The sequence below is a fragment of the Nocardia sp. NPDC050412 genome (assembly GCF_044458825.1).
Lineage (GTDB): Bacteria > Actinomycetota > Actinomycetes > Mycobacteriales > Mycobacteriaceae > Nocardia.
The window spans coordinates 49,500-75,870 of the sequence record NZ_JBITIJ010000003.1 but is presented as its reverse complement, the minus strand read 5'-3'; the positions used below and the strand labels follow the sequence as shown (position 1 = coordinate 75,870).

The 26,371-nt window shown below is 64.5% G+C and carries 31 protein-coding genes; 17 read left to right on the top strand and 14 right to left on the bottom strand.

Annotated features, from left to right (window positions below; genetic code table 11):
• Window positions 1-15 precede the first annotated feature (15 nt).
• The 4 genes from ACIBI6_RS08260 to ACIBI6_RS08245 are packed head-to-tail and all read left to right on the top strand — an operon-like array spanning window position 16 to window position 2,044.
• Window positions 16-579 carry a hypothetical protein gene (locus ACIBI6_RS08260; protein ID WP_396955642.1) on the top strand — a complete coding sequence of 188 codons (564 nt, stop codon included), beginning with the start codon at window positions 16-18 and terminating at the stop codon, window positions 577-579.
• Window positions 580-831, top strand: coding sequence for a BON domain-containing protein (locus ACIBI6_RS08255; protein ID WP_396955641.1), 252 nt, complete (start codon window positions 580-582; stop codon window positions 829-831).
• A gap of 22 nt (window positions 832-853) precedes the next feature.
• Window positions 854-1,576 carry a metallophosphoesterase gene (locus ACIBI6_RS08250; RefSeq protein ID WP_364350468.1) on the top strand — a complete coding sequence of 241 codons (723 nt, stop codon included), beginning with the start codon at window positions 854-856 and terminating at the stop codon, window positions 1,574-1,576.
• Window positions 1,577-1,588: 12 nt separating this feature from the next.
• On the top strand, window positions 1,589-2,044 hold the full coding sequence (locus ACIBI6_RS08245) for a hypothetical protein (protein WP_364350471.1): 456 nt from the start codon (window positions 1,589-1,591) through the stop codon (window positions 2,042-2,044).
• A gap of 4 nt (window positions 2,045-2,048) precedes the next feature.
• Here ACIBI6_RS08245 and ACIBI6_RS08240 read toward each other — a convergent pair whose 3' ends face one another.
• The gene (locus ACIBI6_RS08240) at window positions 2,049-2,690 is read right to left on the bottom strand and encodes a TetR/AcrR family transcriptional regulator C-terminal domain-containing protein (RefSeq protein WP_396955640.1); all 642 of its coding nucleotides are present in this window, start codon (window positions 2,688-2,690) and stop codon (window positions 2,049-2,051) included.
• Between the two features lie 92 nt (window positions 2,691-2,782).
• On the opposite strand from ACIBI6_RS08240, the gene ACIBI6_RS08235 reads away from it, so the two are divergent.
• The 7 genes from ACIBI6_RS08235 to ACIBI6_RS08205 all read left to right on the top strand — a co-directional run bounded on the left by ACIBI6_RS08235 (window position 2,783) and on the right by ACIBI6_RS08205 (window position 8,152).
• Window positions 2,783-4,285 (top strand): FAD-dependent monooxygenase, encoded by a 1,503-nt coding sequence (locus ACIBI6_RS08235; protein ID WP_396955639.1) that lies wholly within the window; start codon window positions 2,783-2,785, stop codon window positions 4,283-4,285.
• A gap of 451 nt (window positions 4,286-4,736) precedes the next feature.
• Complete coding sequence (locus ACIBI6_RS08230; RefSeq protein WP_364350480.1) at window positions 4,737-5,141, top strand: hypothetical protein; 405 nt, start codon at window positions 4,737-4,739, stop codon at window positions 5,139-5,141.
• A 113-nt stretch (window positions 5,142-5,254) separates the two neighbouring features.
• Window positions 5,255-5,926: a F0F1 ATP synthase subunit A gene (gene atpB / locus ACIBI6_RS08225; protein WP_364350681.1), complete on the top strand. Its 672-nt coding sequence runs from the start codon at window positions 5,255-5,257 to the stop codon at window positions 5,924-5,926.
• Between the two features lie 83 nt (window positions 5,927-6,009).
• The gene (locus ACIBI6_RS08220) at window positions 6,010-6,267 is read left to right on the top strand and encodes a F0F1 ATP synthase subunit C (RefSeq protein ID WP_040687366.1); all 258 of its coding nucleotides are present in this window, start codon (window positions 6,010-6,012) and stop codon (window positions 6,265-6,267) included.
• A 6-nt stretch (window positions 6,268-6,273) separates the two neighbouring features.
• The gene (locus ACIBI6_RS08215; RefSeq protein WP_364350484.1) at window positions 6,274-6,777 is read left to right on the top strand and encodes a F0F1 ATP synthase subunit B; all 504 of its coding nucleotides are present in this window, start codon (window positions 6,274-6,276) and stop codon (window positions 6,775-6,777) included.
• Window positions 6,778-6,780: 3 nt separating this feature from the next.
• Window positions 6,781-7,389 (top strand): hypothetical protein, encoded by a 609-nt coding sequence (locus tag ACIBI6_RS08210; RefSeq protein ID WP_364350487.1) that lies wholly within the window; start codon window positions 6,781-6,783, stop codon window positions 7,387-7,389.
• A gap of 43 nt (window positions 7,390-7,432) precedes the next feature.
• The gene (locus ACIBI6_RS08205) at window positions 7,433-8,152 is read left to right on the top strand and encodes a Mut7-C RNAse domain-containing protein (protein WP_396955638.1); all 720 of its coding nucleotides are present in this window, start codon (window positions 7,433-7,435) and stop codon (window positions 8,150-8,152) included.
• A gap of 334 nt (window positions 8,153-8,486) precedes the next feature.
• Here ACIBI6_RS08205 and hutC read toward each other — a convergent pair whose 3' ends face one another.
• On the bottom strand, window positions 8,487-9,242 hold the full coding sequence (gene hutC / locus ACIBI6_RS08200) for a histidine utilization repressor (protein WP_364350493.1): 756 nt from the start codon (window positions 9,240-9,242) through the stop codon (window positions 8,487-8,489).
• A gap of 125 nt (window positions 9,243-9,367) precedes the next feature.
• Between hutC and ACIBI6_RS08195 the strand changes: the two genes are divergently transcribed.
• Window positions 9,368-10,801: a purine-cytosine permease family protein gene (locus ACIBI6_RS08195; RefSeq protein ID WP_396955637.1), complete on the top strand. Its 1,434-nt coding sequence runs from the start codon at window positions 9,368-9,370 to the stop codon at window positions 10,799-10,801.
• A gap of 241 nt (window positions 10,802-11,042) precedes the next feature.
• On the opposite strand, the gene ACIBI6_RS08190 is transcribed toward ACIBI6_RS08195, so the two are convergent.
• The 5 genes from ACIBI6_RS08190 to ACIBI6_RS08170 form a co-directional block, all read right to left on the bottom strand.
• Entirely contained in the window at window positions 11,043-11,342 is a 300-nt protein-coding gene (locus ACIBI6_RS08190) for a hypothetical protein (RefSeq protein WP_364350499.1), read from the bottom strand.
• A 345-nt stretch (window positions 11,343-11,687) separates the two neighbouring features.
• Window positions 11,688-12,989 (bottom strand): glycosyltransferase 87 family protein, encoded by a 1,302-nt coding sequence (locus tag ACIBI6_RS08185; protein ID WP_364350502.1) that lies wholly within the window; start codon window positions 12,987-12,989, stop codon window positions 11,688-11,690.
• A gap of 197 nt (window positions 12,990-13,186) precedes the next feature.
• Window positions 13,187-14,761 (bottom strand): hypothetical protein, encoded by a 1,575-nt coding sequence (locus tag ACIBI6_RS08180; RefSeq protein ID WP_364350505.1) that lies wholly within the window; start codon window positions 14,759-14,761, stop codon window positions 13,187-13,189.
• A gap of 539 nt (window positions 14,762-15,300) precedes the next feature.
• Complete coding sequence (locus tag ACIBI6_RS08175; protein ID WP_364350508.1) at window positions 15,301-15,702, bottom strand: nuclear transport factor 2 family protein; 402 nt, start codon at window positions 15,700-15,702, stop codon at window positions 15,301-15,303.
• A gap of 68 nt (window positions 15,703-15,770) precedes the next feature.
• A complete protein-coding gene (locus ACIBI6_RS08170) occupies window positions 15,771-17,066 on the bottom strand; it encodes an MFS transporter (protein WP_396955636.1) in 1,296 nt (431 codons plus the stop codon).
• A gap of 164 nt (window positions 17,067-17,230) precedes the next feature.
• Here ACIBI6_RS08170 and ACIBI6_RS08165 point away from each other — a divergent pair, with 164 nt between their 5' ends.
• From ACIBI6_RS08165 to ACIBI6_RS08150, 4 genes are read left to right on the top strand one after another with little or no spacing between them, the layout of a single operon-like run.
• The gene (locus tag ACIBI6_RS08165) at window positions 17,231-18,247 is read left to right on the top strand and encodes an alpha/beta hydrolase (protein ID WP_396955635.1); all 1,017 of its coding nucleotides are present in this window, start codon (window positions 17,231-17,233) and stop codon (window positions 18,245-18,247) included.
• An 11-nt stretch (window positions 18,248-18,258) separates the two neighbouring features.
• The gene (locus ACIBI6_RS08160) at window positions 18,259-18,516 is read left to right on the top strand and encodes a hypothetical protein (RefSeq protein WP_396955634.1); all 258 of its coding nucleotides are present in this window, start codon (window positions 18,259-18,261) and stop codon (window positions 18,514-18,516) included.
• Between the two features lie 8 nt (window positions 18,517-18,524).
• Window positions 18,525-19,610: an S-(hydroxymethyl)mycothiol dehydrogenase gene (locus ACIBI6_RS08155; protein WP_364350520.1), complete on the top strand. Its 1,086-nt coding sequence runs from the start codon at window positions 18,525-18,527 to the stop codon at window positions 19,608-19,610.
• A complete protein-coding gene (locus ACIBI6_RS08150) occupies window positions 19,607-20,233 on the top strand; it encodes an MBL fold metallo-hydrolase (RefSeq protein ID WP_396955633.1) in 627 nt (208 codons plus the stop codon). Before ACIBI6_RS08155 ends, ACIBI6_RS08150 begins: the two co-directional genes overlap by 4 nt.
• Here the strand turns inward: ACIBI6_RS08150 and ACIBI6_RS08145 are convergent, their stop codons facing one another.
• From ACIBI6_RS08145 to ACIBI6_RS08135, 3 genes are all read right to left on the bottom strand, one after another.
• A complete protein-coding gene (locus ACIBI6_RS08145; protein WP_396955632.1) occupies window positions 20,234-20,692 on the bottom strand; it encodes an SRPBCC family protein in 459 nt (152 codons plus the stop codon).
• A gap of 38 nt (window positions 20,693-20,730) precedes the next feature.
• Window positions 20,731-21,573, bottom strand: coding sequence for an alpha/beta fold hydrolase (locus ACIBI6_RS08140; protein WP_396955631.1), 843 nt, complete (start codon window positions 21,571-21,573; stop codon window positions 20,731-20,733).
• Window positions 21,574-21,662: 89 nt separating this feature from the next.
• Complete coding sequence (locus ACIBI6_RS08135) at window positions 21,663-22,502, bottom strand: DUF72 domain-containing protein (protein ID WP_396955630.1); 840 nt, start codon at window positions 22,500-22,502, stop codon at window positions 21,663-21,665.
• Window positions 22,503-22,601: 99 nt separating this feature from the next.
• On the opposite strand from ACIBI6_RS08135, the gene ACIBI6_RS08130 reads away from it, so the two are divergent.
• The gene (locus tag ACIBI6_RS08130; RefSeq protein WP_364350535.1) at window positions 22,602-22,913 is read left to right on the top strand and encodes a pyrimidine/purine nucleoside phosphorylase; all 312 of its coding nucleotides are present in this window, start codon (window positions 22,602-22,604) and stop codon (window positions 22,911-22,913) included.
• Between the two features lie 5 nt (window positions 22,914-22,918).
• Here the strand turns inward: ACIBI6_RS08130 and ACIBI6_RS08125 are convergent, their stop codons facing one another.
• From ACIBI6_RS08125 to ACIBI6_RS08110, 4 genes are all read right to left on the bottom strand, one after another.
• On the bottom strand, window positions 22,919-23,767 hold the full coding sequence (locus ACIBI6_RS08125; protein ID WP_364350538.1) for an NAD-dependent protein deacetylase: 849 nt from the start codon (window positions 23,765-23,767) through the stop codon (window positions 22,919-22,921).
• A 58-nt stretch (window positions 23,768-23,825) separates the two neighbouring features.
• Window positions 23,826-24,374, bottom strand: coding sequence for a YceI family protein (locus ACIBI6_RS08120; RefSeq protein WP_364350541.1), 549 nt, complete (start codon window positions 24,372-24,374; stop codon window positions 23,826-23,828).
• A gap of 100 nt (window positions 24,375-24,474) precedes the next feature.
• Window positions 24,475-25,575, bottom strand: coding sequence for an LLM class flavin-dependent oxidoreductase (locus tag ACIBI6_RS08115; protein ID WP_396955629.1), 1,101 nt, complete (start codon window positions 25,573-25,575; stop codon window positions 24,475-24,477).
• An 88-nt stretch (window positions 25,576-25,663) separates the two neighbouring features.
• Window positions 25,664-26,365, bottom strand: coding sequence for a TetR/AcrR family transcriptional regulator C-terminal domain-containing protein (locus ACIBI6_RS08110; protein WP_364350547.1), 702 nt, complete (start codon window positions 26,363-26,365; stop codon window positions 25,664-25,666).
• Window positions 26,366-26,371 lie beyond the last annotated feature (6 nt).

Here is a 26,371-nt window from a genome sequence, read left to right as displayed (position 1 = left end):
GGGTATGGCGCACATATGGTCCCGACGATCGACCAATTACTCCACGCGCTCACCCGCGCGGTGAATACGCTGGTGGATGCCGATATCCGCTTCGCGGTCGCGGGGGGTTGCGCGGTGTACGCGCGCGGCGGGCCCGCATCCGAGCACGATGTCGACATCTTCATCAAACCCGCCGACCTGTCAGAGACCCGCAGCGCGCTGACCCGCGGCGGCTTGCGGGTCGCCGATCCGCCCGAGGACTGGCTGACCAAGGTCTATGACGGCGGTGTCCTCATCGACCTGATCTACCGGCCGAACAATCGACCAGTCACCGACGAATTACTCGATCGAGCCGACATGATGCGCATCGGCCCGACGATGGCGCCGGTGATCAGCGCGAGCGACCTGATGATCGACAAATTGCTGGTCTTCGACGCGCACCGACTGGACCTGAGCCCGCTGCTGACGATCGCACGCGATCTACGCGAACAGGTGGAGTGGGAACGGGTGCGCAAGGAAACCGACGTTTCGCCGTATGCCCGAGCCTTCCTCGGGCTGCTGGACGATCTCGGAATAATCGAGTCGAAGCGGGTGGTGTGAATGGAACAACCGCAATATCTGGTCGCACATCTGCGCCGGGCGCTGGCAGAGGATCCGCGCACCGCCGAACTCGGTGCACAGGTGACCATCCGTGGCGATGTCGTCGTCCTCGGCGGCGAGGTGAGCAGTATCGAACGCAAGCTGCAGATGGAAAACGTGGTGCGCGAACAGCTTCCACGTGCCCGCATCCACAACGACGTGCACGTCACGCCGCCATGCGCGCCGGGGGCCGCCGAGGCGCTGGCGGACTGACACCGGAAAAGGAGGGCGGCAGATGCGGATCGCGGCAATCGGTGACGTCCATCTCGGCGCCGAGTCGGGCGGCGAACTGCGCCCGGCGCTGGCGGAACTGTCCGACCGCGCCGATGTGCTGCTGCTAGCCGGTGATCTCACCCGGCACGGCACGATCGAGGAGGGCCGCGTCGTGGCCGCGGAATTCGCCGATCTCGGTGTTCCGGTCGTCGCGGTGCTCGGCAATCACGACCATCACAGCGACGCACAGCACGAGATCACCGCCGAGCTCACTGATCACGGCATCACCGTACTGGAGGGCACCGCGACGAAATTCGCGGTCGATGGACACACCCTCGGCATCGCGGGCACTAAGGGCTTCGGCGGTGGCTTCGCGGGTAAATGCGCGAGCGTCTTCGGCGAACGCGTGATGCGTGAATTCGCCGCGCACTCCGTCGACCTCGCGGAGATGCTGCGCGAAGCGCTGGCGGGCCTGCACACCGATATCACCATCGCGCTGACCCACTACTCCCCCATAAGCGACACCCTGCACGGCGAACCGCGCGAAATCTACCCGTTCCTCGGGTCCTATCTGCTCGGCGAAACCATCGATGACCAGCACGCCGACCTCGCGATCCACGGGCATGCGCATGCGGGTATCGAACGCGGCACCACACCGGGCGGCATCCGGGTACGCAATGTGGCCTTACCGGTGGTGCGCACCGCCTATGTCGTCTACGAGCTGAAGCCGGAAACAAAAGAATAATAAGGAGTACCGATGCCCTCGATCGGATCCATCGCCACGCTGACCGCGGCGACCGTGGCGGCTGCCCTGCTCGCCGCCTGCGGCGGCAACGGCCCCCTGGACCCGGCGGTGCCCGCCACCCCGACCTCCCACCCGAATATCACCATCACCTTCTCCTCCCCCGGCAGTTCCGCACAGGTGCCCAATCCGGACGAGATCACCCCGACAGCGGCAAAACAGCTGTGCGACATGCTCGAACCAGAGGTCGACCGGTGGCGCACCGAGGGTGCCCAGCTCGGCAAGCTCGGCTTCAACGGCACAGTGCACGATTGGGCGGCCCGCAACGGCGGCCTCAATGACACCGTCCTGAAGGACCGGGCGATCGTCGATCGCATCACGACCACCCAATGTCCGGACGTCCGGCAAAAGGTGCTCGACGCACTGAATATCAGCACCCTCGCCGACGGGCTCGCAGGCTTCGGCCGCTGAGCGGCTATGACGATAGCGTGGCGCGGATTCCGGCCAGGATGACCCGCAGTCCGCGCTCGTATTCCACATCTGTATCGGCGTCGAACAGCTCGGCCACCATCCGGGCGGTCCGCGGAAAGCGCTCGGCATCGACGGACTGCGCCACCCGCGCGGGATCGTAGGGATTGCCATCGGCGTACTCCGCGCCGGATTGCGCCTGTTCCTCTATAACGAATCCGATCGTGTAGTGCAGCAGTATCGGAAACACCCGCTCGGCATCCACCAGCGCGAAACCCGCGTCCTCGAGCGTGCGCAACGTCAGTTCCACGGTGCGCCACATGGCTTCGTCGCTGACATAGGTTCCGGCCAGCACCTTCGCCCCGTCCCGATACCGCAGCATCGACCGGCGCAACCGCCCGGCCACCGCCACCACCCAGTCCTGCCAGTCCTCGCCCTGCCGCGGCGCCTCGATCCCGTCGACAGCGGAAACGAATACCCGCCGGGCCATCGCATCGAGCAGTTCGCGCTTGTTCTTGACATGCCAGTACAGGGCGGGTGCCTGCACATCCAGGGCCGCGGCCACCTTCCGCATGGTCAGTCCGTCGAGACCGACCTCGTCGAGCAAATCCAACGCTGCCTCGGCGATCACCGTCGCATCGATCTTCACTGTCACCTCCTGCTGTCCGACGCTTGACAGCTTAACAATGTTCTGCTCTCCTTAACAACGTTAAATTGCTTAACAATGTTAAGGAGACCGACATGGAAACGACCGATGTGGTGATCGCCGGGGCCGGACCGACCGGGCTGATGCTGGCCTACGAACTGCGCCTGGCCGGTGTAGATGTCGCGGTCGTCGATGGACTTGCGGCGCGCACCGGCGAATCGCGGGCGGGCGGCATCCACGCCCGCACCATGGAAATGCTCGATCAGCGCGGTCTGCTCGACGAGTTGCTCCCGCTCGGCCGCGTAATGCAGGCCGGGCATTTCGGTGGCCTGCCCCTGGATTTCAGCGACTTCAATACCCGCTACCCGTTCACCCTCGCCGTGCTGCAGTCGGTGATCGAATGCGAACTCGACCGGCAAGCAACCGAACTCGGTGCGATCGTGCAGTGGGGGTCACCCGTTATCGGCTTCCAGCAGGACGCATCGGGTGTCGAGGTGGAGATCGGCGGTCCGAATCCCCGCCGGATTCGCGCGGCCTACCTGGTCGGCTGCGACGGTGGCCGCAGCGCGGTGCGCAAGCTGGCGGGCATCGACTACGTCGGCACCGACGCGACCGTAACGGGCATGCTCGCCGATGTCGAACTGGCAGATCCGCCCACACAGCCCTTCTTCGGACACCGCGCCGGTGCGGGCGATTTCTCCGCGGTGCAATTCGAGCCCGGCTGGTACCGACTGATGGTGCAGCGCCACGACCTCGTCCTGGAGCGCGGCACCGAACTGAGCTTCGAGGACTTCCGCGCCAACTTCACCGAGATCGCGGGCACCGACTTCGGTATGCACAGCCCGCGCTGGATCTCGCATTACGGCGATGCCGCCCGCCAGGCCGACCGCTACCGCGTGGGCCGGGTATTCCTGGCCGGGGATGCGGCGCACATCCACTACCCCGCGGGCGGTCAGGGCCAGAATCTGGGACTGCAGGATGCGATGAATCTCGGCTGGAAACTCGCCGCCACCCTGCGCGGCAACGCATCCGACGAACTCCTCGACACCTATGAATCCGAGCGACACCCCATCGCCACCCGCGTCCTGCACAACACCCGCGCCCAGACCGCACTTGGACGACCCGGCCCGCACACCGACGCATTGCGCGACATCATGAGCGATCTGATCGATATGGATCAGGTACGCCACCGCCTCGGCCTGATGATCACCGCACTCGATATCCGCTACGACATCAAGGGCGAGCACCCGCTCGTCGGCCGCCGCGTCCCGGATGCCGACCTCACCACCGCCGACGGCGACACTCGGGTACACGAGCTGCTGCGCGCGGGCCGCCCGGTCCTGCTGGTGCTCAATGGAAACGACGTTCCGGCGGTCCCGGAATGGCAGGACCGGGTCGAGATCATCAGCGCTGTCGGCCGCGCCGAGCATTGGGCCATCCCTGGTTTCGGGGCGATCCAAGCCCCCGCCGCCGTCCTGCTGCGCCCCGACGGCTACGTCGCATGGGCTGCCGGCGAAGCCACCACCGCGGGCTTGACCGAAGCACTCGGCACCTGGGTCGGCGGCACCGAATCCACTGGCGGCTCAACTGGTCGATGACCCTGCCCACCAACTCGACCCACCGCGCATCCGCACCACCGGCCTCAACGGCACTCGAGCCACCGCCACCAGGGGCAGCGCGCCAGCAATCAACAGTTGCCGCTAGGACGCGATACCGTGATATCGCGGCGAACACGCGATTCGATGCCGTACGCCGACGCCAGCTCGGAGTATCGGTCGTCTCTTTGTAATTCCTTTACAAAGACATGACCAAAGTTATGCACGCTGATCGAATAAACCGGGAAATAGCGACAGTCGACCCAATGACCGTTTTGTCCGATTCAACTCGGCGCGGCCGAGAGCACTGATTGCACTTGCCGTCCCCCGTGTGACACTGTCGCCCAATGGACATCGTCCGAAATCTCGCCCGAGAAAGATCAAAAACGTTGCCTTCCAAAAGGGTTGTTAATGTGTATGCTATCGATCAATTAAGACCCCACTACGAGGTGGGATGACCGGCGAAGGCGGTGTCGCAGTGGATGTCAACGCACTCCGAATGCGCCGTGCGACTGTCTTCGCGATCGGCGTCGGCGTGTTGACCCTGGCAGCTACCGGTCCACTCGACCGGCTGCTGCTCGGCCTGTTCATCTGCATCGGACTCGGACTCGGTTGGGTGAATGCACAACTGACCAGATTGACGGTCAACCGGGTCGCCGACGCCGAGAAACCGAGGAAACAGGGGTTGTATCTCTCCTCGGCGACTCGACTGATCGCAATAACCGGCGGTTCGCTCGCAGTGGGTTTCCTGGCAAGGCCGCACGGCATCGGAATCTTCTTCGGCCTGGCTGCCTTTCAAGTGATTCTGGTGTTGGTCACCGTCTTGCCTGAAGTGAAGGAGCTTCGCCAGCAATCATGACGAATCAACTCGCCTTCATCGCCCAGTCGGCGCTTCCCGTCCTCGCGGAGGAAGCGCCCGCCGAAGAGCCGAAAATCAAGGTCGGCGAACACGCGGTCGCGCATCTGTGGGGTATGGACTTCAATGTCGACACGATCATCTCGACCGCCATCGCGGCGGCGATCGTGCTCGGTCTGGCGTTCTACCTGCGGGCGAAGCTGACTTCGGGCGTACCCAACGGCGTGCAGTTGTTCTTCGAGACCGTCACGGTCCAGATGCGCAACCAGGTGGAAAGCGCCATCGGCATGAAGGTCGCGCCGTTCGCGCTGCCATTGGCCGTCACGCTGTTCATCTACATCCTGTTGTCGAACTGGTTGTCGGTGCTGCCGGTGCAGTACGGACACGGTGAATTGATCGCACCGCCCGCCTCGGATGTCAATTTCGTATACGCGCTGGCACTGTTCGTTTTCTTCATGTACCAGGGTGCGGGCGTGTATCGGCGCGGCCCCGGTGGGCACGCCAAGCAGTTGCTGAAGGGCCACACCGGATGGGGCCCGATGGTTTTCATCAATGTCATCGAGGAAGTCGCTAAACCGCTCTCGCTGTCGCTTCGATTGTTCGGCAACATGTTCGCGGGCGGCGTGATGGTCTCGGTGATCGCACTGTTCCCGTTCTGGATCAGCTGGGGGCCGAATGCCGTCTGGAAACTCTTCGATCTGTTCGTCGGAGCCATCCAGGCATTCATCTTCTCGCTGTTGACCGTCCTCTACTTCAGTCAATCGATGTCGCTGGAGCACGAACACTAGCCCTGGCGACTACTTTCGGGTCGCTCTAAACAACGACAGATCGGCGCCGCCGATCGAGCTCAGTAAAGAACAGGAAGTGAAAAATGGCAGACGCAACAACGGCAGCCATCGTCCAGGGCGCGCTCATCGGCGGCGGCATCATTATGGGCGGTGGCGCCATCGGCGCGGGAATCGGTGACGGACTCGCCGGCGCCGCGTTGATCAACGGCGTTGCCCGTCAGCCGGAAGCCGAAGGTCGCCTCCGCGGTAACTTCTTCCTGACCGTCGGTCTGGTCGAGGCGGCGTACTTCATCAATCTAGCGTTCATGGCGCTTTTCGTATTCGCTACTCCAGGTAAGTAATTAAGTATGACTCCGCGAACGGATGTTGTGGCCGAGGGGAACTTCCTGATCCCCAACGGCACATTCTTCGCCGAGCTGTTGATCTTCCTGATCGTGCTCGGGGTCATGTGGCTGTTCGTCGTTCCGCCGATACGCAAGGTATTGGCGGAACGCGAGACGAGAGTCGCGGAGACCGCGGTCGACAACAAGGAAGCCAAAGCCTTGTTCGCCGACGCCGAAGCGAAATACCAGGCGGCCGTCGCGCAGGCGCGCAGTGAGGCGGTCGAGATCAGGAACCAGGCAAGGGCCGAGGGCCGAGTTATCCTCGAGCAGTTGCGAAGTGAGGCGCAGGGCGAGGCCGACAGGATCGTCGCGGAATCCGCGACGGAACTGCGGGCTCAGGCGGACCAGGTGGCCGCGGAGCTGCGTGAGGCTGTCGAACCGCTCGCCGAGACATTGGCCGATCGAGTGCTCGGCATCAAGGATCGGCACGCCGGCTCCAGCGCCGGCCATCAGTCAGGACGAGCGTAGCCAATGAACCTCAACAGCGGCATCCTTGCCGAAGGGGCAATCCACGCAGCCGGGTCCGAGGATTCGGGCATCTTCCACATCACCTTCGACTGGCCGATCTTCTTCAGCCAGCTCTTCGGTTTCGCGGTCATCATCTTCGTCATCGTCAAATGGGTGGCACCGCCGGTGAAACGGCTGATGGCCAAGGCGCAGAACAATATTCAGAAACAGATCGAGGATAACCAGCAGGCGGCCGACCGCCTCGTCGAGGCCAAGCGTGCCTACGACAATGCGGTCACCGACGCCCAGGCCGAACTCGAGCACATCCGTGAGGATGCGCGTGCCGACGCCGAACGCATCATCGCCAAGATGCGCGAATTCGCCGATGCCGAGGTCGCACGGGTCCGCAGCCAGGGCCGCGATCAGATCGCCCAGATGCGCACCCAGCTCATCCGCGATCTGAAGGAAGAGCTGATCACCACGGTCATGGACAGCACCGAGGAAAAGGTGCGCTACGAGATCGGCGCCACCCACGTGGCCGCCGACAGCATCGACAAATTCCTCGAGGACCTCGAGGCCATGGCTAACGCGGAACCGCCGGTCCGACGCCGCGCCCAGCCCTGGGCATTGTAAAACCGGGTGGTCGCCGGACCGCATGCCCTGGCATGCTGGCCGCGTGAGCACCGCGCAGATCACGATCGATTTCGCGCCCGAATTGCGGCTGTTCGTCGCGGCCGCACAGCGGGACGGTCGCTCTGCCGTGCGGATCGACAGCGTGTCGACGCTCGGACATATCGTGGAAGCGCTCGGCGTGCCGCTCACCGAGGTGGGCGAACTGCTGGTCGACGGTCGGTCGACGAGCCCGGCGTATAAGCCCGCCGATGGCGAAGCGGTGTCGGTGCGCGCGGTGGTGCGTCCGCAGCGATTCGACGAACCGCTGCGCTTCCTGCTGGACATCCACCTCGGCACTTTGGCGCGACGGCTGCGGCTGCTCGGCGTCGACACCGCCTACGAGAATCCGGATATCGGTGATGCCGCACTCGCCACGCGCTCGGCGACCGAACATCGCATCCTGCTCTCGCGCGACCGCGGACTGCTGCGTCGACGCGAAATCTTCGCTGGCGCCTACATTTACAGTCATCGCCCCGTCGAACAGCTCGACGACGTACTATCGCGTTTCGCACCGCCCCTTGCGCCATGGACCCGCTGTACGGCCTGCAACGGCCCCCTGCACGTGACCGATAAGCGGACCCTGCGCGGGCAACTCCCGAACGAGACCGAACGCACCTACGACGCGTTCGCACAGTGCGTCGACTGTGGCCGAACCTATTGGAAGGGTGCGCATCACGCGCGTCTCGACGCGATCGTCACCCACGCCCTCCGCTTCGGCACCTGAAGCATCGCCACGCACCTTCGCGCGGCACCTTCGCTCACCACGAACCCTCGCGCGCCAGGCACCTGCCACACGCCACGCATCTCTCTTCACGCCGCGCACGGAATCGTGGACGAAAACGTGCGTGGCGCGCCGACCAATGCGCGGGACCCGTCCTCGCCCAGCCGGATCACGCTCCGAATGCACCTTCGAGGCGGCCTCGGGAGCCGGGGCAGGGCGCCCACGCCAGGTACCTTCCGTACACCGCGCACCTTTCTTTACGCCGCGCACGGAATCGTGGGCCAAAACGTGCGTGGCGCGCCGATCAATGCGCGGGACCCGTCCTCGCCCAGCCGGATCACGCTCCAAAAGCGCCTTCGAGGCGGCTGCGGGAGCCGGGATGGACCAGGCGGGCCACGCTCACCAGCGCACTGGCAGACCAGGTGCGGCGGCGGATCTGGAGGCAGGGTTCGGTGCGGCGGATGCGCAGTAGTCGGCAGTCCTCCTGACTGCCCTGCACCGCCTCGACGACATGTTCGCCGCGTACCAGCGGTGCCACCTCGCTGAGGTACCGGTTCGGGGTTATCGCGGTGAAATTCTGGTCGAGGTAGCCGGGTGCGGCGGCGGGGTTGACGTAGCGGTCCTCCACCTGGATCGGCACCTCGTCGTCGAAATGCACCAGCATCGAATGGAATACCGAATCGGTCGGCCAATCGTCGAGCAGTGGGTTGGCGGCGTCGAGGGGGTCGCTGCGCAGGAAGATGACCTCGGTGCGGTGCCGGTGGCCGCGCTGCTGGATCTCATCGGCGATATTGCGCACCTCGAACAGCGGCGATGCCACCTTCGCGGGCGCGACGAAGGTGCCGACCCCCATCATCCGAACGACCACACCGGCTGCGGCCAACTCACGCAGCGCCCGGTTGACCGTCATGCGGGAGATACCGAGCGCGTCGACCAGCTGATGCTCCGACGGAAGCTGATCCCCAGCGACCCAGCGTCCGGCGCCGATCTGCATCCGGATCAGGGTCTTGATCCGCTCGTACGCCGGTGCCGTATCGGGTCCGGACGCCGCGAACAAGACCGCCAGATCTGCATCGCCCACCGGGCGGGCCATCGCCACCACCTCTCACTAGCCTGGCCGCAACCTTAGCCGTTCCGGTTGACAGCCACTTGTATATACAGGACTATGCATCTGGGCAGGCTGCCCCAGCTGCCCTTCTCCTGAGGGAAGGCGGATCCATGCCGCACAACGACGAATTCGACGCCGGACTGCAGATCGAGCGCCGCACCATCGAAGTAATTCCGGATGCCGAACGCCACGGCACCGCGCGCAATCAATTCACCCTGTGGTTCGGGGCGAATATGCAGATCACCGCCATCGTCGACGGTGCGCTCGCGGTGGTATTCGGCGCCGATGCGCTGTGGGCGATCCTCGGTTTGCTGCTCGGCAATATTCTCGGCGGCATAGTCATGGCGCTGCATTCGGCGCAGGGTCCGCGGCTCGGGCTGCCGCAAATGATCTCCAGCCGAGCGCAATTCGGCGTCCTCGGTGCGGTGATGCCGCTATTGCTCGTAATCGTGATGTATCTCGGTTTTGCCGCGACCGGAACGGTTTTGGCCGGTCAGGCGGTGAACAAGATTCTGCACGTAGACAATTCGAACATCGGCATTCTCGTCTTCGGTGCGCTCACGGCCGTGGTCGCAGTGACCGGCTACCGGCTGATCCACGTCATCGGGCGAATCGCCACCGTGGTCGGCACTATCGGCTTCACCTACCTGACGATCCGCCTGTTCGCCGAATACGACGTCAGCGCCTACGTCGGTACCAAATCCTTCGACATCGTCACCTTCGTCCTCGCGGTCTCCCTCGGTGCCGGATGGCAGCTGACCTTCGGACCGTACGTCGCGGACTATTCGCGCTATCTGCCCCGCACGACCAGTGCGCGGACCACCTTCTGGTCCACCTTCGCGGGCAGCGTGCTCGGGTCGCAGTGGGCGATGACGCTCGGCGCGCTGGTGGCCGCCGTCGCCGGAAAAGCGTTCCTGGGCAATCAAGTCGGATTCATCGGCGATCTCGCGGGCCCATCCGCGATCGCGCTGCTGATCTACCTGGTGATCGTGGTCGGCAAGCTCACGGTGAACTGTCTCAACGCCTACGGCGGGTTCATGTCGATCCTTACCTCGGTGACCGCGTTCAGCGGTCAGTCGCGCACCACCCAGGCCACGCGAACGGCCTATATCGTGGGCTTCACCGTGGTGTCGATGCTGATCGCCATCGGGGCCAGCGCCGACTTCCTCAATAACTTCAAGAACTTCGTGCTCGTCCTGCTGATGGTGTTCACGCCATGGAGCGCGATCAACCTGATCGACTACTACCTGATCTCACGCGAGCGCATCGACATCCCGGCGCTCTACGATCCGGACGGCCGCTACGGACGCTGGAACGTCACCGCCCTGGCCTGCTACACCCTCGGCATTCTCGCCCAGATCCCGTTCCTCGCACAGAAGCTCTACACCGGCCCGATCACCGATATGCTCGGCGGCGCGGATATCTCCTGGATCGTCGGCATCGTCTTCACGGCGGCCATCTACTACCCGCTCGCACGTCGCACGAGCAATCCGCCGGACCGGATGATCAATCCCACGGGCACCGTGGATGCTCCGGTGTCCTGAGAACGATCACTCGGGAACTTTTACGAGTTCCATCGCGACCGCGCGGCATTCGAAGAGCATGAGCGGCAGCCGCATACCCGTGCCAACCGAGTTGTCCTGAAAGGCCGACCGCCCCGACCCGCAACAGGGCCGGGGCCCACGTCCCAGGGGGACCGGGATCAAGCCACGGCGTTTCGCTGCGTCGCCGGTTGGATCGGGTGCTCGAATTCGATCGAGCCACCGCTGTTTTCGCGACCCCGACCTACGACGCGTGGTGCGTCGGGTGGTAGTGCTCCCAGGCGTCGGCCAGCGACTTGCGCACGTCGTGGGGCAGGTAATCCCGGATTTCCGCACACAGATGGACGCTGTTGCCGCAGTCGTCGCACCAGATCCGGACCGTACGCGCGTCCTTGGCAACGGCTTCGGCGATCCAGTCGGCCCGCATATTCCCGTGGTCGACGGTGGCTACCCATCTGTCCCCGTAACCATCGACATCCTGATGGATGGCATTGACCATGGTCACCGCGAACATCGGGTTGGGCTGAGCCTTCTTCTTCGTCATAGCGGGAACCCTCCAGCCCTAGAGCGAAATGTTCGTGCGGCTTCAGCAACCGGTTGGTGACCGATTGCTTCGCGACGCAGGAAGCAACCGTAACTCCGGCCGACCCGCCCGGCAAGAGTCCGTTTTCGGGTGGAAACCGAAGGGAATCCGCAGGTAAAGAGATCGCAAAGGACCTAGCCGCATCGTCGGTATGGTGGGGCGGCCGCCTGTGCCGCCACACTGAACGCCTGCCTGATTTCGGCCACAGCAAACGAGTTTCCGGCGCGGTTCCCATGCCGCGGCCCGATCTCCATCCAGCGCCGGCACTCCGGAAACCTGGCCCGCGCTACCGGCTTCCGGGATTGGTCAGGGGGAAGGCGTTGGGCACGAAGGGGAGTCCGAGTTGCGACGGCGCGGGAGCGGGAACCGGATCGAACGCTCGGCCGAGTGCTCGCTGAGCGCCGACCAACCGTCCCTGCGCAGGTGTATCCACGCCGCGATCAGGACGATGAGGAATTCGATGACGTAGCCGTTGATCAAGACCTTGGTGATCGGCCACCACGGCGGCAGCAGGAACACTCCGATCGACACCCAGGTCTTGCTCCAGTGGTACGTCCACGCGGCGGTCACGGTGAACAGCACCGCCGCCGCCACCCACCAGCGCCAGTTGTCCAGCCCTTTATGCACGAGGAAGACGAACAGCGGCACGAACCACACCCAGTGGTGGCCCCAGGAGAACGGCGACACCGCACACGCCGTGAGACCGGCCAGGGTGATCGACAGCAGCCGCTCACCACGCTGATACAGCGCCGTCGTGACGGTCAGGCTGGCGATCGCGACCGAGATCGCGATGAGCAACCACAACCACACCGGCGCGGGACCGCCGAGCAGGTGCGCGATGACACCGCGGATGGACTGGTTGGACGGGTGGTTGTCGGCCGCGATCCGGTTGGATTGGAAGAACGTCGAGGTCCAGTACTGCCGGGAATCGGTGGGCAGGATGACCCAGGCGAAGGCGATCGAGGCGAGGAAGGTGACGAATGCGGTAAGCGCCGCGCGCCACTGCCGCAGGACGGCGAAGTAGGCGACGAAGTAGATCGGGGTGAGTTTGATACCCGCCGCGAGTCCGACGCCGAGGCCACGCAGTTTGCTTCGGTCCTCGCGCAGCGCGTCCAACAGCACCAGCAGCATGAGCACCAGGTTGATCTGGCCGAAGTAGAGCGTCTGTCGGACCGGCTCGATGAATACGCAGGTCGCCGCGATCAGCACGCTGACCACTACCAGCCGAGTCGTGATCCGATAGCCCAGCAGCCGCCAGCTGAGCAGCACACAGGCGATGAGTACCGAGAGGTTGACCGCGAGCCAGGTGTTCGTGACGTACCCCCACGGCACCATGTAGATCGGCACGAACGCGATGGTGGAGAACGGCGTGTAGGTGTACAGCAGGCCGCGCATGGTCGGCTCGGTGTACAGCGGAATATCGTGCACGATGCGCCACGCACCGTCCCGATAGATGTGCACGTCCAAGCCGCCGACCAGGAACCCGCCCTTGTCCAGGAAGGGATCGATGGTGGTGAAGAGCAGGATCACCGACAGCAGGGCGCTCCCGGCGAGCAGGTATATCGCTGGTCCCGTACGCGGAAACTCCAGCTTCCGGGTGTCTCGCACCGATCCGCTACGACCGAGGCAACACCGTCGCAGGATTCGAGGTACAGGATCCTGTTGGGTGATAAGACCTCATCACGACGACCGATCCATCCCTTCGTCCCGCACCTGCTGCACTACGGCGATAGCCAGTTTTTACCGTACCTAATGACCCGCGCCTGCATCATGCCCCGAAGTGCCGGGGCAAGCAAGCGGCGGGGTCATCGTTGCCGGCTGGCCCTGGCCCGCCTGCGCTCCGCCTGTAGTTCGGCAAGTTCTTGTTCGAGCATCTCGGCGATGCGGAACTGCCCGGTGTCGTGGATATCGGGCGTGCGAACCACCTGCAGGTGCGAATCCGGCTCGGCGGGGGCGTTGCCCTTGCCGCGCGAGTTCTCGGTCGTCCTGCTGTCCTTGCGGCCCTCGAGCGAACTGGGCTTGCGCGCCGTGGCCGCGCTCGACCCGTTGCCCCTGCGCAGTGCCGACACGACCGACGGCTTGCTCTCCGCGGCGGGCTTGTCCTGGCTCACCGGGGCGGCCTTGCGCGCGGGCGCCTTGGCGGGCTGCGCTGGGCTCTCGGCCTTCGCGACGGGCTTGGTCTCGGCGATCGGTTCCGGCTCGGGCGGTGCGAAGGGGTTGTTCTTCGGGACCACCGGCTTCGCGGCCACCGGCGCGGTCGGCTCCTTGACGACAGCGGCGCGGTTCTCGGTCTTCGCCGGAGCGGGCCGCTGCTGAGGCTCCGCATTGTCCGGCGCCTGACCGTTGGTCGGCGCGGGACGCTTCTCGGGTGCGTCCGAGCCCTCTTGCGCGGCAGCGCTTTCCCTGTCGGTCGACTCCTCGACCTCCACCGCTTCGGCCTCCACGATCTCGTCGGCTGCCAGTTCGGCGTCCTGTTCGGCACTTTCGGCGGCCGTCAGCACCCCGTGTTCCGCGGACTCCTTCTCCGCACCCGGCGCCACCAGGGCCGCCTGGGTATTCGCGCGATAGGACGCGATCGATGGCATCGTCTGCTTGAGTTGTTCGGCCGGATCGGGCAACTCGCGGACCTGCTCGGTGGCCCGGTAGATGGCCAGGCCGTAGCGTGCGCTGGCCGCGTCGTGAATGAGCAGGGCGACACCGATCATCACCGGCGCGACCGCGTGCACACCGGTCTCGTACCATTCCCCGTCGCGCAGGTAGGGGTAGGTGTTGAGGGTGACAGTCAGTGACAGCAGGGCGATTTCGGCCGCGGCGACCTGTCGGCGGTTGTCGATCACGCCCCATTCGGCGACCTTATTGGTGCCGACCATGATGATGATCAAGCAGACGCTGATCATCGCCTCGATGAGGTAGCTGAACCAGTACAGCGGATCGCCCGGTCCGCCCGGCGCGATGTTGTGCTGCACATTGACCGCGGACCACAGCATGCCCGCCGCCACCACGCCCGCCAGCGCGCGCAGTGACCATCCCCGGTGCCGGTACAGCGACGCCAATTTGGCATGCGGGCTGGACTCTCGCCGCTGTGCCGCAATTGCCTTGCGGGCTACCAATAGATCTCTGATGTCGGCCTTCTCGATCGCTTCCGTGGTCTGCCTGGCGCGGTCGGCCGCGGAGGCCGCGGCCTGAACCTGTTTCCATCGCTGCGCGCGATCCTCGCCGCGAATCTTCTCCGCTAGCTCACGCTCGGCGACCAGTTCGTCCTCGGAGAGCGCCTCGGTAAGCGCGGGATCGAACTGGTAGGCCAGTCGACCCCGGGCCCGCTCGACCCTTCTCGCGAGCTGTCCGACCTCGTCCTCGACGGGATGATGCTCGATGGTCAATTCGACTCCCCGCGGGAGAGATTCGACGGCAGACAAGTGATCACGCGTGGGAACGGCACCAGACATTCATAGTCGATTCACCGTTGCCAGCGAAACTGTCAATTTGCCGCCGGTGGGTTGTCCTCCGGCGCGCCGCGCGCGACACACGCATGCGAAGTTTCGATTTAACGACGATTCGGCACTCGCGAACGCCGCTCGCGGCGCAATGAACGTACGGTTCACCGGCCCGGACTAGCTGCGGCACGACTGCTCGCCGCCGGCAAAACAGCCAACCAGTCGGTTTCCCCAAGGGGTGTCGACACATTCGGGCGTGTCGTCGCCAACTGGTCGATAGGTCAGGCGATTTCGGATCCGCTCGGGCGATGCGCCGCGACGTAGAGGGCAGTTCGATGCCCTTGCGTTGCGCCAGTCGGAACTTCAACTCCGACTCCAGCGTCCCTCCGGATGCAGATGCAATCGGCCTTGGGCAGGCCGCGAACGAATGCGGCGAGATCCGTTGACATGCAGCCATCCCCTGGACGGCCGTCGTCGGAATTGGTTCAGGCCGCGTCCGACAGCGCCTCGTGCCAGTGCCAGGTGTCGGTGTATTGGTGCAGTACGAGGAGCTTTTCGTCGGCGATATGCCAGATGTGGGCGAATTCGGCGGCCACATGCTTGCCGGTGGCGCGCGCGGTGCCGCGGTAGTGGCCGGTGACAATCACGGTGTCCGGGTGTGCGTCGAACCATTCCTCGGCGAAGGGCGCGATCTCGTATTCGCGGAACACCGGCTGCCAAATACCTGCGAGCGCCGCCTCAGGGCTTTGTGCCTGCGTGACGGTCACGCTGGGCATCCCCGGGGCCACCCACCCCTGGAAGCGCGGATGCAGCGCATCGAGGATGCCTGCGGGATCCCCCGATTGCGTTGCTTTATAGAACTTTTCGACTACGTCTCGGTTGCTCATATCCTCATATTAGAGTGATCGTTCCATATCGACCAGAGGCGGCAGACGGTGATCCGTGGCACAACTCGTCAGTCGCGGATGCGGGATCGCAATGCGAGTACGCCCGCGGCCGAGCCGATCATGGCGAGGCCGACGACCCACAGTCCGGCTCGCTGGGTACCGGTGAGGTCCTTCAGCGCACCCGTGACATACGGTGCGACGAATCCGCTGATATTGCCGATGGAGTTGATCAGGGCGATACCGCCCGCCGCGGCCGCACCGGAGAGGAAGCTGCTCGGCAGCGCCCAGAAGGTGGGCAGCGCGGCGAGCACTCCGACGGCGCAGACGGTGACCGCGACCATGGCGGCGAACGGGTTGCCCAGATACAGTGCCGCCGGGATGGCGAGCCCACCCACCAACGCGGGTAGTGCGACATGCCAGGCCCGCTCTCCGGTTCGGTCGCCGTGCCTGCTCCACAGCACCATCACGACGGCGCCGATCACGTAGGGCACCGCATTGATGAGCCCGCGCTGCACCACCGAATAGTGGGTGCCGTACTGCTGTTGGAAGCCGTTGATGATGGTGGGCAGGAAGAATCCGAGCGCGTACAGGCCGTAGACGATGCCGCCGTAGATGAAGGCGAGGCCGAGTACGCGGGGATGGGTGAGCGCCTTGCGCACCGTCCAGTGTTCGACCCGCGCCGCCTGCTCTTTGTCGAGTTCGCGGGTCAGCCAATCTCTTTCGGCCTCGGACAGCCACTTGGCCTGTGTGGGACGGTCGGTGAGGAAGAACCAGGTGACCACCGCCAGCACGATCGCGGGCACGCCCTCGACCAGGAACATGAATCGCCAGCCGCTGAGGCCGAAGACGCCGTCGCCGTACTGGATGATCAGGCTCGATACCGTCGAGCCCAAGGCGGTCGAAATCGGCACCGCCGTCATGAACAATGCGACGATCTTCGCGCGCTGGGTCTGCGGAAACCAGTAGGTGAGATACAGCAGGATGCCGGGAAAGAATCCGGCCTCCACCACGCCGAGGGTGAATCGCAGGATATAGAGCCAGGTTTCGTTGGGCACGAATGCCATGACGGTGGCGACCACACCCCAACTCACCATGATTCTGGCGATCCAGCGGCGGGCGCCGAACCGGTGCAGCGCCAGATTGCTCGGCACCTCGAGTACGAGATAGCCGCAGAAGAAGATGCCGGAGGCGAAACCGAAGGCCGTCTCGGTCAGACCGAGATCCGTTTTCATACCGCTGGGCCCGGCGAATCCGATATTGACCCGGTCCAGGTAGTTGATGAAATACAGCAGCCCGAGAAAGGGCACCAGTCGAATCGTGACCTTGCGCAACGTCGCGCGGGACACCTCGGGCGTTCCATCCATTCGCGAACTCTCGACCCGCGTCCACCCTGGAGTCAACTTCCCAGGCCCGGCGATACGAATGTGCAGCGACGGGCGGACCCGGCAGTCGACCTACCGGCCGCCCGGCTACTGTCGCAGACAGGCGTGACATCGGGAAAGGCCGAGCCGGGAGAGGTTGGTAGTCGATGGGTGTTGGTGGTCTTCGATTGGCCTCGGTTGTCGCCGCCATTGTGCTCGGATCCGTTCTGGCAGGACCTCGTTCGTACGCGACACCGGGATCGGTGGTGACCGGGGATGGGTCGAGGATTACCAACATCCGGGTTCGGGATGATCGGCATCTCACGTTGACGGTGTATTCGGGGGCGATGGGACGGGAGTTTTCGGTGCAGGTGCAGCGGCCTGCGGATACCGGGGCGCCACGGCCGACGTTGTATCTGCTGGCCGGGGTCGATGGTGGGGAGGATGGCGCGACATGGGGTACGAAGACCGATGTCATGGGGTTTTTCGGGGATAAGAACGTCAATGTGGTGCAACCGCTCGGTGGGGCCTACAGCTATTACGCCGATTGGCGAGTGGCGGACCCTGTGTTGGGGGTCAACAAGTGGCAGACGTATCTGACTCGGGAATTGCCGCCGTTGATCGACGCTGCGTTGGGCACCAATGGGCGCAATGCCATTGCGGGGATCTCCACTTCGGGTACCTCGGTGCTGTCACTGGCGATTTCGAATCCCGGGTTGTACCGATCCGTCGGCGCATTCAGCGGGTGCGCGCAGATCAGTGATCCGGTCGGGCAGGCGTTCGTCGCGCTGTCGGTGCGCAAGGGCGGCGGTGATCCGGTGAATATGTATGGACCGCCGCAGGATCCGATGTGGGCAGCAAACGATCCGTATGTCAATGCCGAAGCCCTGCGCGGGCTGAATTTGTACCTCTCGGCGGGGAGTGGACTGCCCGGGCCGTACGACAATCCCACCGATCCGCATACCCAGAGCTGGGCAGAGGGTGGGTTGCCCCTGCAGGTGACGATGGGCGGTGCGATCGAAGGGTCGACCGCTTGGTGCACCCGCAACATGCGGACCAGGCTGAATCAGCTCGGTATTCCCGCCACCTACGACCTCGAACCCACCGGCACCCACTCATGGGGTTACTGGGAACACGCACTGAAGGATTCCTGGCCGGTTCTCGCTAATGGACTCGGCGCCTGAACCCCCTGAGTGTGACGCCCGACGTACTCGACCAGGCGAACGCTGTCCGCAGGCTGTACCCGTCCTTGCGTCTCGACCTCGCCGACGCCGTCATCGTCGCCTTGGCGGCCGACTACGAAACCGACGGGGTCCGCACACTCGGCCGGCGAGACTTCCGAGCTCTGACGCTCGCTCACGCAGCACAAAACCTTTTCGCATACTGCCCGACGATCTCTTATACCTCGGCAATCGACAACGGCGATACTTATGGGGCACTCGGCGACATCTAGGAGGATTTGTGTCCGAAACCGTGCGTGGCGTGGTTGCCCGTAGTAAGGGCGCACCGGTCGAGCTCGTCGATATCGTGATCCCGGATCCCGGGCCGCACGATGTCGTGGTGCGCATCCAGTCCTGTGGGGTGTGCCATACCGATCTGCACTATCGCGAGGGCGGTATCAACGACGAGTTCCCGTTCCTGCTCGGGCATGAGGCGGCGGGCATCGTGGAGACCGTCGGGGATGCGGTAACCCATGTTGTCGCGGGCGATTTCGTCATTCTGAACTGGCGCGCGGTGTGCGGTGAATGTCGGGCGTGTAAGCGTGGCCGCCCGTGGTACTGCTTCGCCAGCCACAATGCGAGCAAGAAGATGACCCTCGCCGACGGCACCGAACTCAGCCCGGCCCTCGGCATCGGCGCATTCGCGGATAAGACGCTGGTGCACGAGGGTCAGTGCACGAAAGTCGACCCGGCTGCCGACCCGGCCGTCGCCGGACTGCTCGGCTGCGGCGTCATGGCCGGTCTCGGCGCCGCAATGAATACCGGCAATGTGTCGCGCGGCGATACGGTCGCGGTCATCGGCTGCGGCGGTGTCGGCGATGCCGCCATCGCCGGTGCGCGACTGGCGGGTGCGCGGACCATTATCGCGATCGACCGTGATCCCCAGAAGCTCAGCTGGGCAACGGAATTCGGTGCGACCCACACAATCGATGCGACCGAGACCGACGTCGTCGAGCAGATCCAGCAATACACCGACGGTTTCGGCGCGGATGTAGTCATCGACGCGGTCGGACGCCCGGAGACTTGGAAGCAGGCCTTCTACGGACGCGATCTTGCGGGCACCGTCGTGCTGGTCGGCGTCCCGACCCCGGATATGACCATCGATATGCCGCTGATCGACCTGTTCTCCCATGGCGGCGCGCTGAAATCCTCCTGGTACGGCGACAGTCTGCCCGAACGCGATTTCCCGATGCTGGTCGATCTGTACCTGCAGGGCCGATTGCCATTGGAGCGCTTCGTCACCGAGCGCATCGCCCTGGACCAGGTCGAAAAGGCCTTCTCCGCAATGCATGCCGGTGAGGTGCTGCGTTCGGTGGTGGTCTGGTGAGCCTGCGCATCGATCGCGTCGTCACCTCCGGCACCTTCTCACTCGACGGCGGCACCTGGGATGTCGACAACAATGTGTGGCTGATCGGCGACGATACCGAGGTGATCATCGTCGACGCGGCCCATGATGCCGACGCGATCATCGAAGCCGTCGGCAACCGCAATGTCGGCGCGGTCGTCTGCACCCACGGTCACAACGACCACGTCACCGTCGCACCGGAACTCGCGAAACGCCTCGACGCCCAGATCCTGCTCCACCCCGGCGACGATCCGCTCTGGCGGATGACCCACCCATACATCGACTACCAATCACTGGCCGATATTCAGCGAATCACCGTGGCGGGCACCGATATCGAGGTCCTGCACACACCCGGTCACTCCCCCGGCTCGGTCTCGCTCTACCTGCCCGAGGCCACCGCCCTGTTCACGGGCGACACCCTGTTCAACGGCGGCCCCGGCGCCACCGGCCGCTCGTTCTCCGACTTCGGCACCATCATCGAATCCATCCGAGACCGCCTGCTGACCCTCCCGGAGGAAACCACGGTCCACACCGGCCACGGCGACGGCACCACCATCGGCACCGAAAAACCCGCACTCGCCGACTGGATAGCCCGCGGGCACTGATTACTGCTCGACGTATGCCTTGATGCGCTCGAGGGTTTGACGCATGCCGTCCCGGTTCGTCTTACCGCGGGCGCGCCCGGCCACCCGCCAATAGAGGCGCAGCGGGAGGTTGTTTTCGTTCAACTGGAACGATTCGGTCACGTCGGTGCCCCCCTCCACGGGCGTGAACCGGTAGCGCCAGGTATTGACCGCCGTCCCGCGCGGTCCGAGCACGGTGAATGCGAACTCACGTCCGGGCTCGCACGCGACGATCCGGCAGACGGTCCAATACTTCAGCCCCCAGCCATTGCGGTTGACGTGCCCGCGGAACTTGACGCCGACGGCGGGAGCCGTTGCCCCACCGAGCCATTCGGTGTCGAAGGTCTCCGGTGAGAACGTCCCGGTATTCGTGATATCGCTGACCAACCCCCAGATCTTGTCTGCGGGTGCTGCCATTCGAACCGTCACGCTATCGTGCATGCCTGCACGCTAGCAGGCGCCTTCTCAGACAGGTCCGCTCAGTGCGGATCGATATCGGTCCAGAAGGCGACCAGGTCGGCGCAGACGCGGGCCGAGCGCTCCTCATTCGGCAGGTGGCCGACACCGTCGTAAACCGCGGTACGCGCACCCAATTCCTCGGCATAGCGTTCGTGCACGCTCGGCGGCCACAGATCACCGGAGTTGCCATAGGCGACGAGAATCGGCAGGCCGGTGGCGCGCAGCGCGGCGGTACAGTCGGCCGGGCCCTCCATGACCCGCATGATGCCGACCAAATTCGCCTTCTTGGTGGTGAAGATGCGGTTGCGCAGGAATTCGAGTTCGGCGGGCGGAACCAGCGCCGCCACAGCCCTACTCATCTGCTCCCACAGCGCTTGCTGGCCACCGCTTTCGATGAGTCGGGCGACCAATTGTGGTGGCGCGAAGTTGATACCGGAGGCCGAGGACGGACCGGAGGCGAGCAGGGTGAGGCTGCGGAAGCGGTCCGGATGCGCGGCAAGTGCGGCACGGGCGACATAGCCGCCGAACCCCTGGCCCACCAGGTGAATCGGTGTGTCATTCGAGATCTGGTCGGCGACGACGATCAGATCGTCGACGAAACCGGCCATCGTGTATTCGGATACGTCATCGGGACCGTCGGACCGCCACTGCCCGCGCTGATCGTAAGCGACACAACGGAATCCGGCTGCGGACAGAATCGGCAGCATGGCCTCGAAGTCCTCTTTGGAGCCGGCGAAGCCGGGGACCAATAGGACCGTGCCACGCATCTCGACGTCGTGCGGCGGCACGGATTCCCAGGCGGCCAGTGTGCCCGCCCCGCCGTGCAGGGTGAAGGATGTGGACTGCGCGGTGGCATGGCTCATCGGTTTCCTCCATCGTGCTCGGCACTAATGCGGCAACACCTCCATTCTAGCCGAGCGCACATTCGGGATTGTTATTTATTCGAGATATTTCAGAATAAGGTCATCGGCTCGGTCGGAATGGGGTCGGGCAGCGGCTCGAGTTCGGGCAGGCGGGCGCGCACCTCGTCGTGGAAGCGGCGGGCGAGATGCAAGGAGGAGGCGCTGTCCGGGGTGTGGATGAAAACCGTTGGTGAGCGGCCCTCATGCAGCCATGCGACGACGATCTCGAGCCACGGCTGCCAGCCGGCAATCGTGCGCTCGGCCGAATCGCGGCCGTGATAGCGGACGATCGGGAATTCGGTGAGCGCTTGCGTACGGCGCGGCACCCGCGGTTTCTTCGCCCGCGCCTCGGCCTCCGCGGCGCTTTCGGCGGGTCCTTCGAAAAGCAAAGTGGTGTCGAAGGGCACCCATTCGGCACCTACGCGCGCGAGCAGCTGCTCCAATTGCCTTGCGGCGCTGTCATTTTCGAAGAACGCGGGATGACGGACCTCGACGGCGGATCGGTACGAGTCGGGCAACGTGCGCAGGAATCCGGCCAGCGTCCCGAGATCGGTCGGTCCGAATGAGCCCGGCAACTGCACCCACAGTGCGTGGATGCGCGGACCGAGCGGCTGCATCGCATCCAGGAAAGTGCGCAGTTCCACCTCCACACCCTGCAGCCTGCGCTCGTGCGTAATCGGCTTGGGCAGTTTGATGACGAATCGGAAGTCGGGATCGGTCTGCTTCGCCCACGACTCCACTGTGTTGCGCGTCGGCGTCGCATAGAACGTCGTATTGCCTTCCACCGCAGTGCACCACGAGGCGTAATGCCGCAACCGCTCGGCCGCAACCGGTTGATATTCCTGCCATGCCGCGTGCGTCCACATCGCACATCCCACGTGAAGCCGCATGACAGCGACGCTAACGCACCCACCGGCCACCCATCCGGGCGGTCGAGGCGGGTTCACGTACGCTGACGGCTGCACCTCCAGCACCTCGGGAAAGAGATCATGACGCGGTTCGAGAACGTCAGTGTGGCCAAGAAGGCCAATGTGTACTTCGACGGCAAGTGCATCAGCCACAGCATCGAGCTGGCCGATGGCACCGCGAAGTCGGTCGGCGTCATCCTGCCGTCCACCCTGACGTTCAACACGGTCGAGCCGGAGATCATGGAGCTGATCCAGGGCGAGTGCAACGTCACCCTTGCTGGTGAAACCGAAGCCGTGACCTACCGCGGCGGCGAATCGTTCTCGGTGCCGGGCAACAGCTCATTCGAGATCGAGGTGCTTTCGGCGGTGCACTACGTCTGCCACTTCGGCTGAGCCGCTCAGACGGGGACCGCACCCAGGGAATCTGCCAGCGCGGTCAACACATCCGCGCACCCGGCACCGACGGTGAGCGCGGCGAGTTCATCACCTCGGGTCCGGCCGCGATTCACGATGACGACCGGCTTGCCCTGTTTCGCCGCATATCGGACGAACCGCAGCCCGGACATCACCGTCAACGACGATCCCGCAACCAACAGCGCGTCGGCCGCCTCGACCATTTCGAATGCGGCGGCGACGCGCTCCTTGGGGACGTTCTCCCCGAAGTACACGATGTCCGGTTTGAGCATGCCGCCGCAGCGCGCGCAGTCCACCATCCGGAAATTCACGGTATCTGCGACCACAGCGTCCGCATCGGGCGCGACCTCCACCCCGGTGGCTGTCGCCGATGCGGCGAAACCCGGATTGGCCGCCTCCAACCGCTCGGCCAGGGTCATCCGCGAAATCAAAGCGGCGCAGCCGAGGCAGCGCACCCGCGCATACGTTCCGTGTAGATCGATGACCTGGCGATGCCCCGCCTTCGTATGCAGCAGATCGACATTCTGCGTAATCAACCCGGTGACGATGCCGGCCCGCTCCAACCGTGCCAACGCTCGATGCGCCGCATTCGGCCGTGACCCGTCCATGGCCCGCCACCCGATGTGATTGCGCGCCCAGTACCGCTGTCGAAATGCCGTATCCCCCACGAACTGCTGATATGTCATCGGTGTCCGCACCGGCGACCCCGGCCCCCGATAATCCGGAATCCCACTGTCGGTGGACACACCTGCCCCCGTCAGCACCGCGACCCGCCGCCCCGCCAGCAGCCCGGACAAGCGCTCGACAGCGGATGCGTCGGAATCAGCGGACATGGAATTCAGAGTAAGCGTCGCCGCCCGATCGGTAACCCCGGGCGGCGACGCGGTCCGATCAGGCCTGCAGGCCGACCTCGATCTCCAGGGTGAGGGTGATCTTGTCGCCGATCACCGCGCCGCCGTCGGGCAGCGGCATATCAATGGTGATGCCGAAGTCGCGGCGGTTGATGACGGTCTTGGCCTCGAAACCGGCGACCGGGCCCTGGCCCATGCCCGGGTTGACGCCGAGGAATTCGACGTCGAGGGAGACCGGACGGGTGGTGCCGCGGATGGTGAACTCACCGTCGACCACGAAATCCTCACCATTGACACGGAATCCGGTCGACTTGAAGGTGGCTACCGGGAAGTCGGCGGCGTGGAAGAAGTCGGCGGTGCGCAGGTGCGCGTCGCGCTGCTCGTTATCGGTGGTCACCGAATCGACCACGATCTCGGCCTCGGCCGAGGCGGTGCCGTCTTCATTGATGACCAGCTTGCCGGAGAAGTCGGCGAACCGACCGCGAACCTTGCTGACCATCAGGTGACGCACGGTGAATCCGAGGGTGGAGTGAGCGGTATCGATGACCCAGGTGCCTGCGGTCAGGGCTTTTGCGGTGGTGGTCGACATTGTCGGTCTCCTCGTGTAGTTGAGATTTCAATTACTTGGATATGAAACAGGTATTCAGTTCTGGGATCAGGACCGGCGCGCCGTTGCACCGGGGATCAGGTCACTGCGCGACCTCCACGGCCTTGCCTCGATCCCGGGCGGCGACCAATGACGCATGAGTCGGCGCATCCGGGACATGAGCCGGACGCAGTGCGTCGAACTCCTTGCGCAGCACCGGAACTACCTCCGCGCCGAGCAGTTCGAGTTGCTCGAGCACCGTTTTCAACGGTAGACCCGCGTGGTCCATCAGGAACAGCTGTCGCTGATAGTCGCCGAAGCTTTCCCGGAAGGTCATGGTCTTTTCGATGACCTGCTGTGGACTGCCGACGGTCAGCGGCGTCTGCTCGGTGAAGTCCTCGAGCGACGGGCCGTGGCCGTAGACCGGCGCGTTATCGAAGTAGGGCCGGAATTCGCGCACCGCGTCCTGAGAGTTCTTGCGCATGAACACCTGTCCACCCAGGCCGACAATGGCCTGGTCGGCGGAGCCGTGGCCGTAATGCTCGTAGCGGCGCCGATACAGCTCGATCAGGCGCTGGAAGTGGCCCTTCGGCCAGAAGATATTGTTCGCGAAGAAGCCGTCGCCGTAATAGGCGGCCTGCTCGGCTATTTCCGGACTGCGGATCGACCCGTGCCAGACGAACGGCGCTACGCCGTCCAGCGGTCGCGGCGTGGCGGTGAACGCCTGCAACGGAGTACGGAATCGGCCCTCCCAGTCGACCACGTCCTCGCGCCAAAGCCGGTGCAGCAGATGGTAGTTCTCGATGGCCAGCGGGATGCCTTCGCGAATGTCCTTGCCGAACCAGGGGTAGACCGGACCGGTATTGCCGCGTCCGAGCATCAGATCGACGCGACCGTCGGCCAGATGCTGCAGCATGGCGAAGTCTTCGGCGATCTTCACCGGATCGTTGGTGGTGATGAGTGTCGTCGCGGTGGACAGCTGCAACCGCTCGGTCTGCGCCGCGATATAGCCGAGCATCGTGGTCGGCGACGATGGCACGAACGGCGGGTTGTGGTGCTCGCCGGTGGCGAATACGTCCAGGCCGACCTCTTCGGCCTTGCGCGCGATCGCGACCATCGCCTTGATGCGCTCGTGCTCGGTCGGGGCCCGACCTGTCGTCGGGTCGACCGTTACGTCGCCAACGGTGAAAATTCCGAACTGCACGTCGCCTCCTCTCGGAAAGTCTGACACCTATTTGGTGGATATGGCAACCAACAGGGCGGTGTCGTCATCTATTCCCGAGGGTTACCGGTCACTTGCGCAGCCGCGATTCCAGGCCGTCCATCACACAGAGCAGACCGAAATCGAAGGCCATCGCGCGGGCGGTCTGATAATCGGCGGGTTGCATCTTCCGGTAGTCGTCGAGCATCTCCGGATAGTCGGAGGCGAGCTCATCCATGACGTCGAGCACCATGTCCTTGTCGAAACCCTTGTCGCCGAATGCCTTCGCCGCAGTGATCTCCGGGATGACCTGCCCGAGTACGTAACTCGTCACGGTGCCACTCGCGAGGTAGATATCGACGCCCGTGAATCCGGCGTCGATGAAGGTGCGGCGCAGTCGATCACTGAGTTCGAAGGCCTTCGGGCCGACGCTCGGCAGGGAGCCGATCAAGGCGGTCACCCATGTGTGGTCGAGCATGGTGAGCCGGAAGTTGTAGGCATAGGTCGTGACGACCTCACGCCACGAGGCCTCGTCGGGATCCGGGATTCGCACCAGACCCCAGATCTCGTCGAGGACGAGTTCGAGCAGTTCATCCTTATTCGCGACATGCCAGTAGAGACTGGTCGCGCCCGCATCGAGCTTGGCTCCGAGCTTGCGCATGCTCAACGCGCCGAGGCCCTCGGCATCCAAAACCTCGATTGCGGCGGCGACGATCTGGTCGCGGCGCAGTCCGGCCGCCTTCGGCTGGCGTGGCTCGCGGGTCCATACCGAGGAGAACTGCTGCTTTGTCACCCGGTC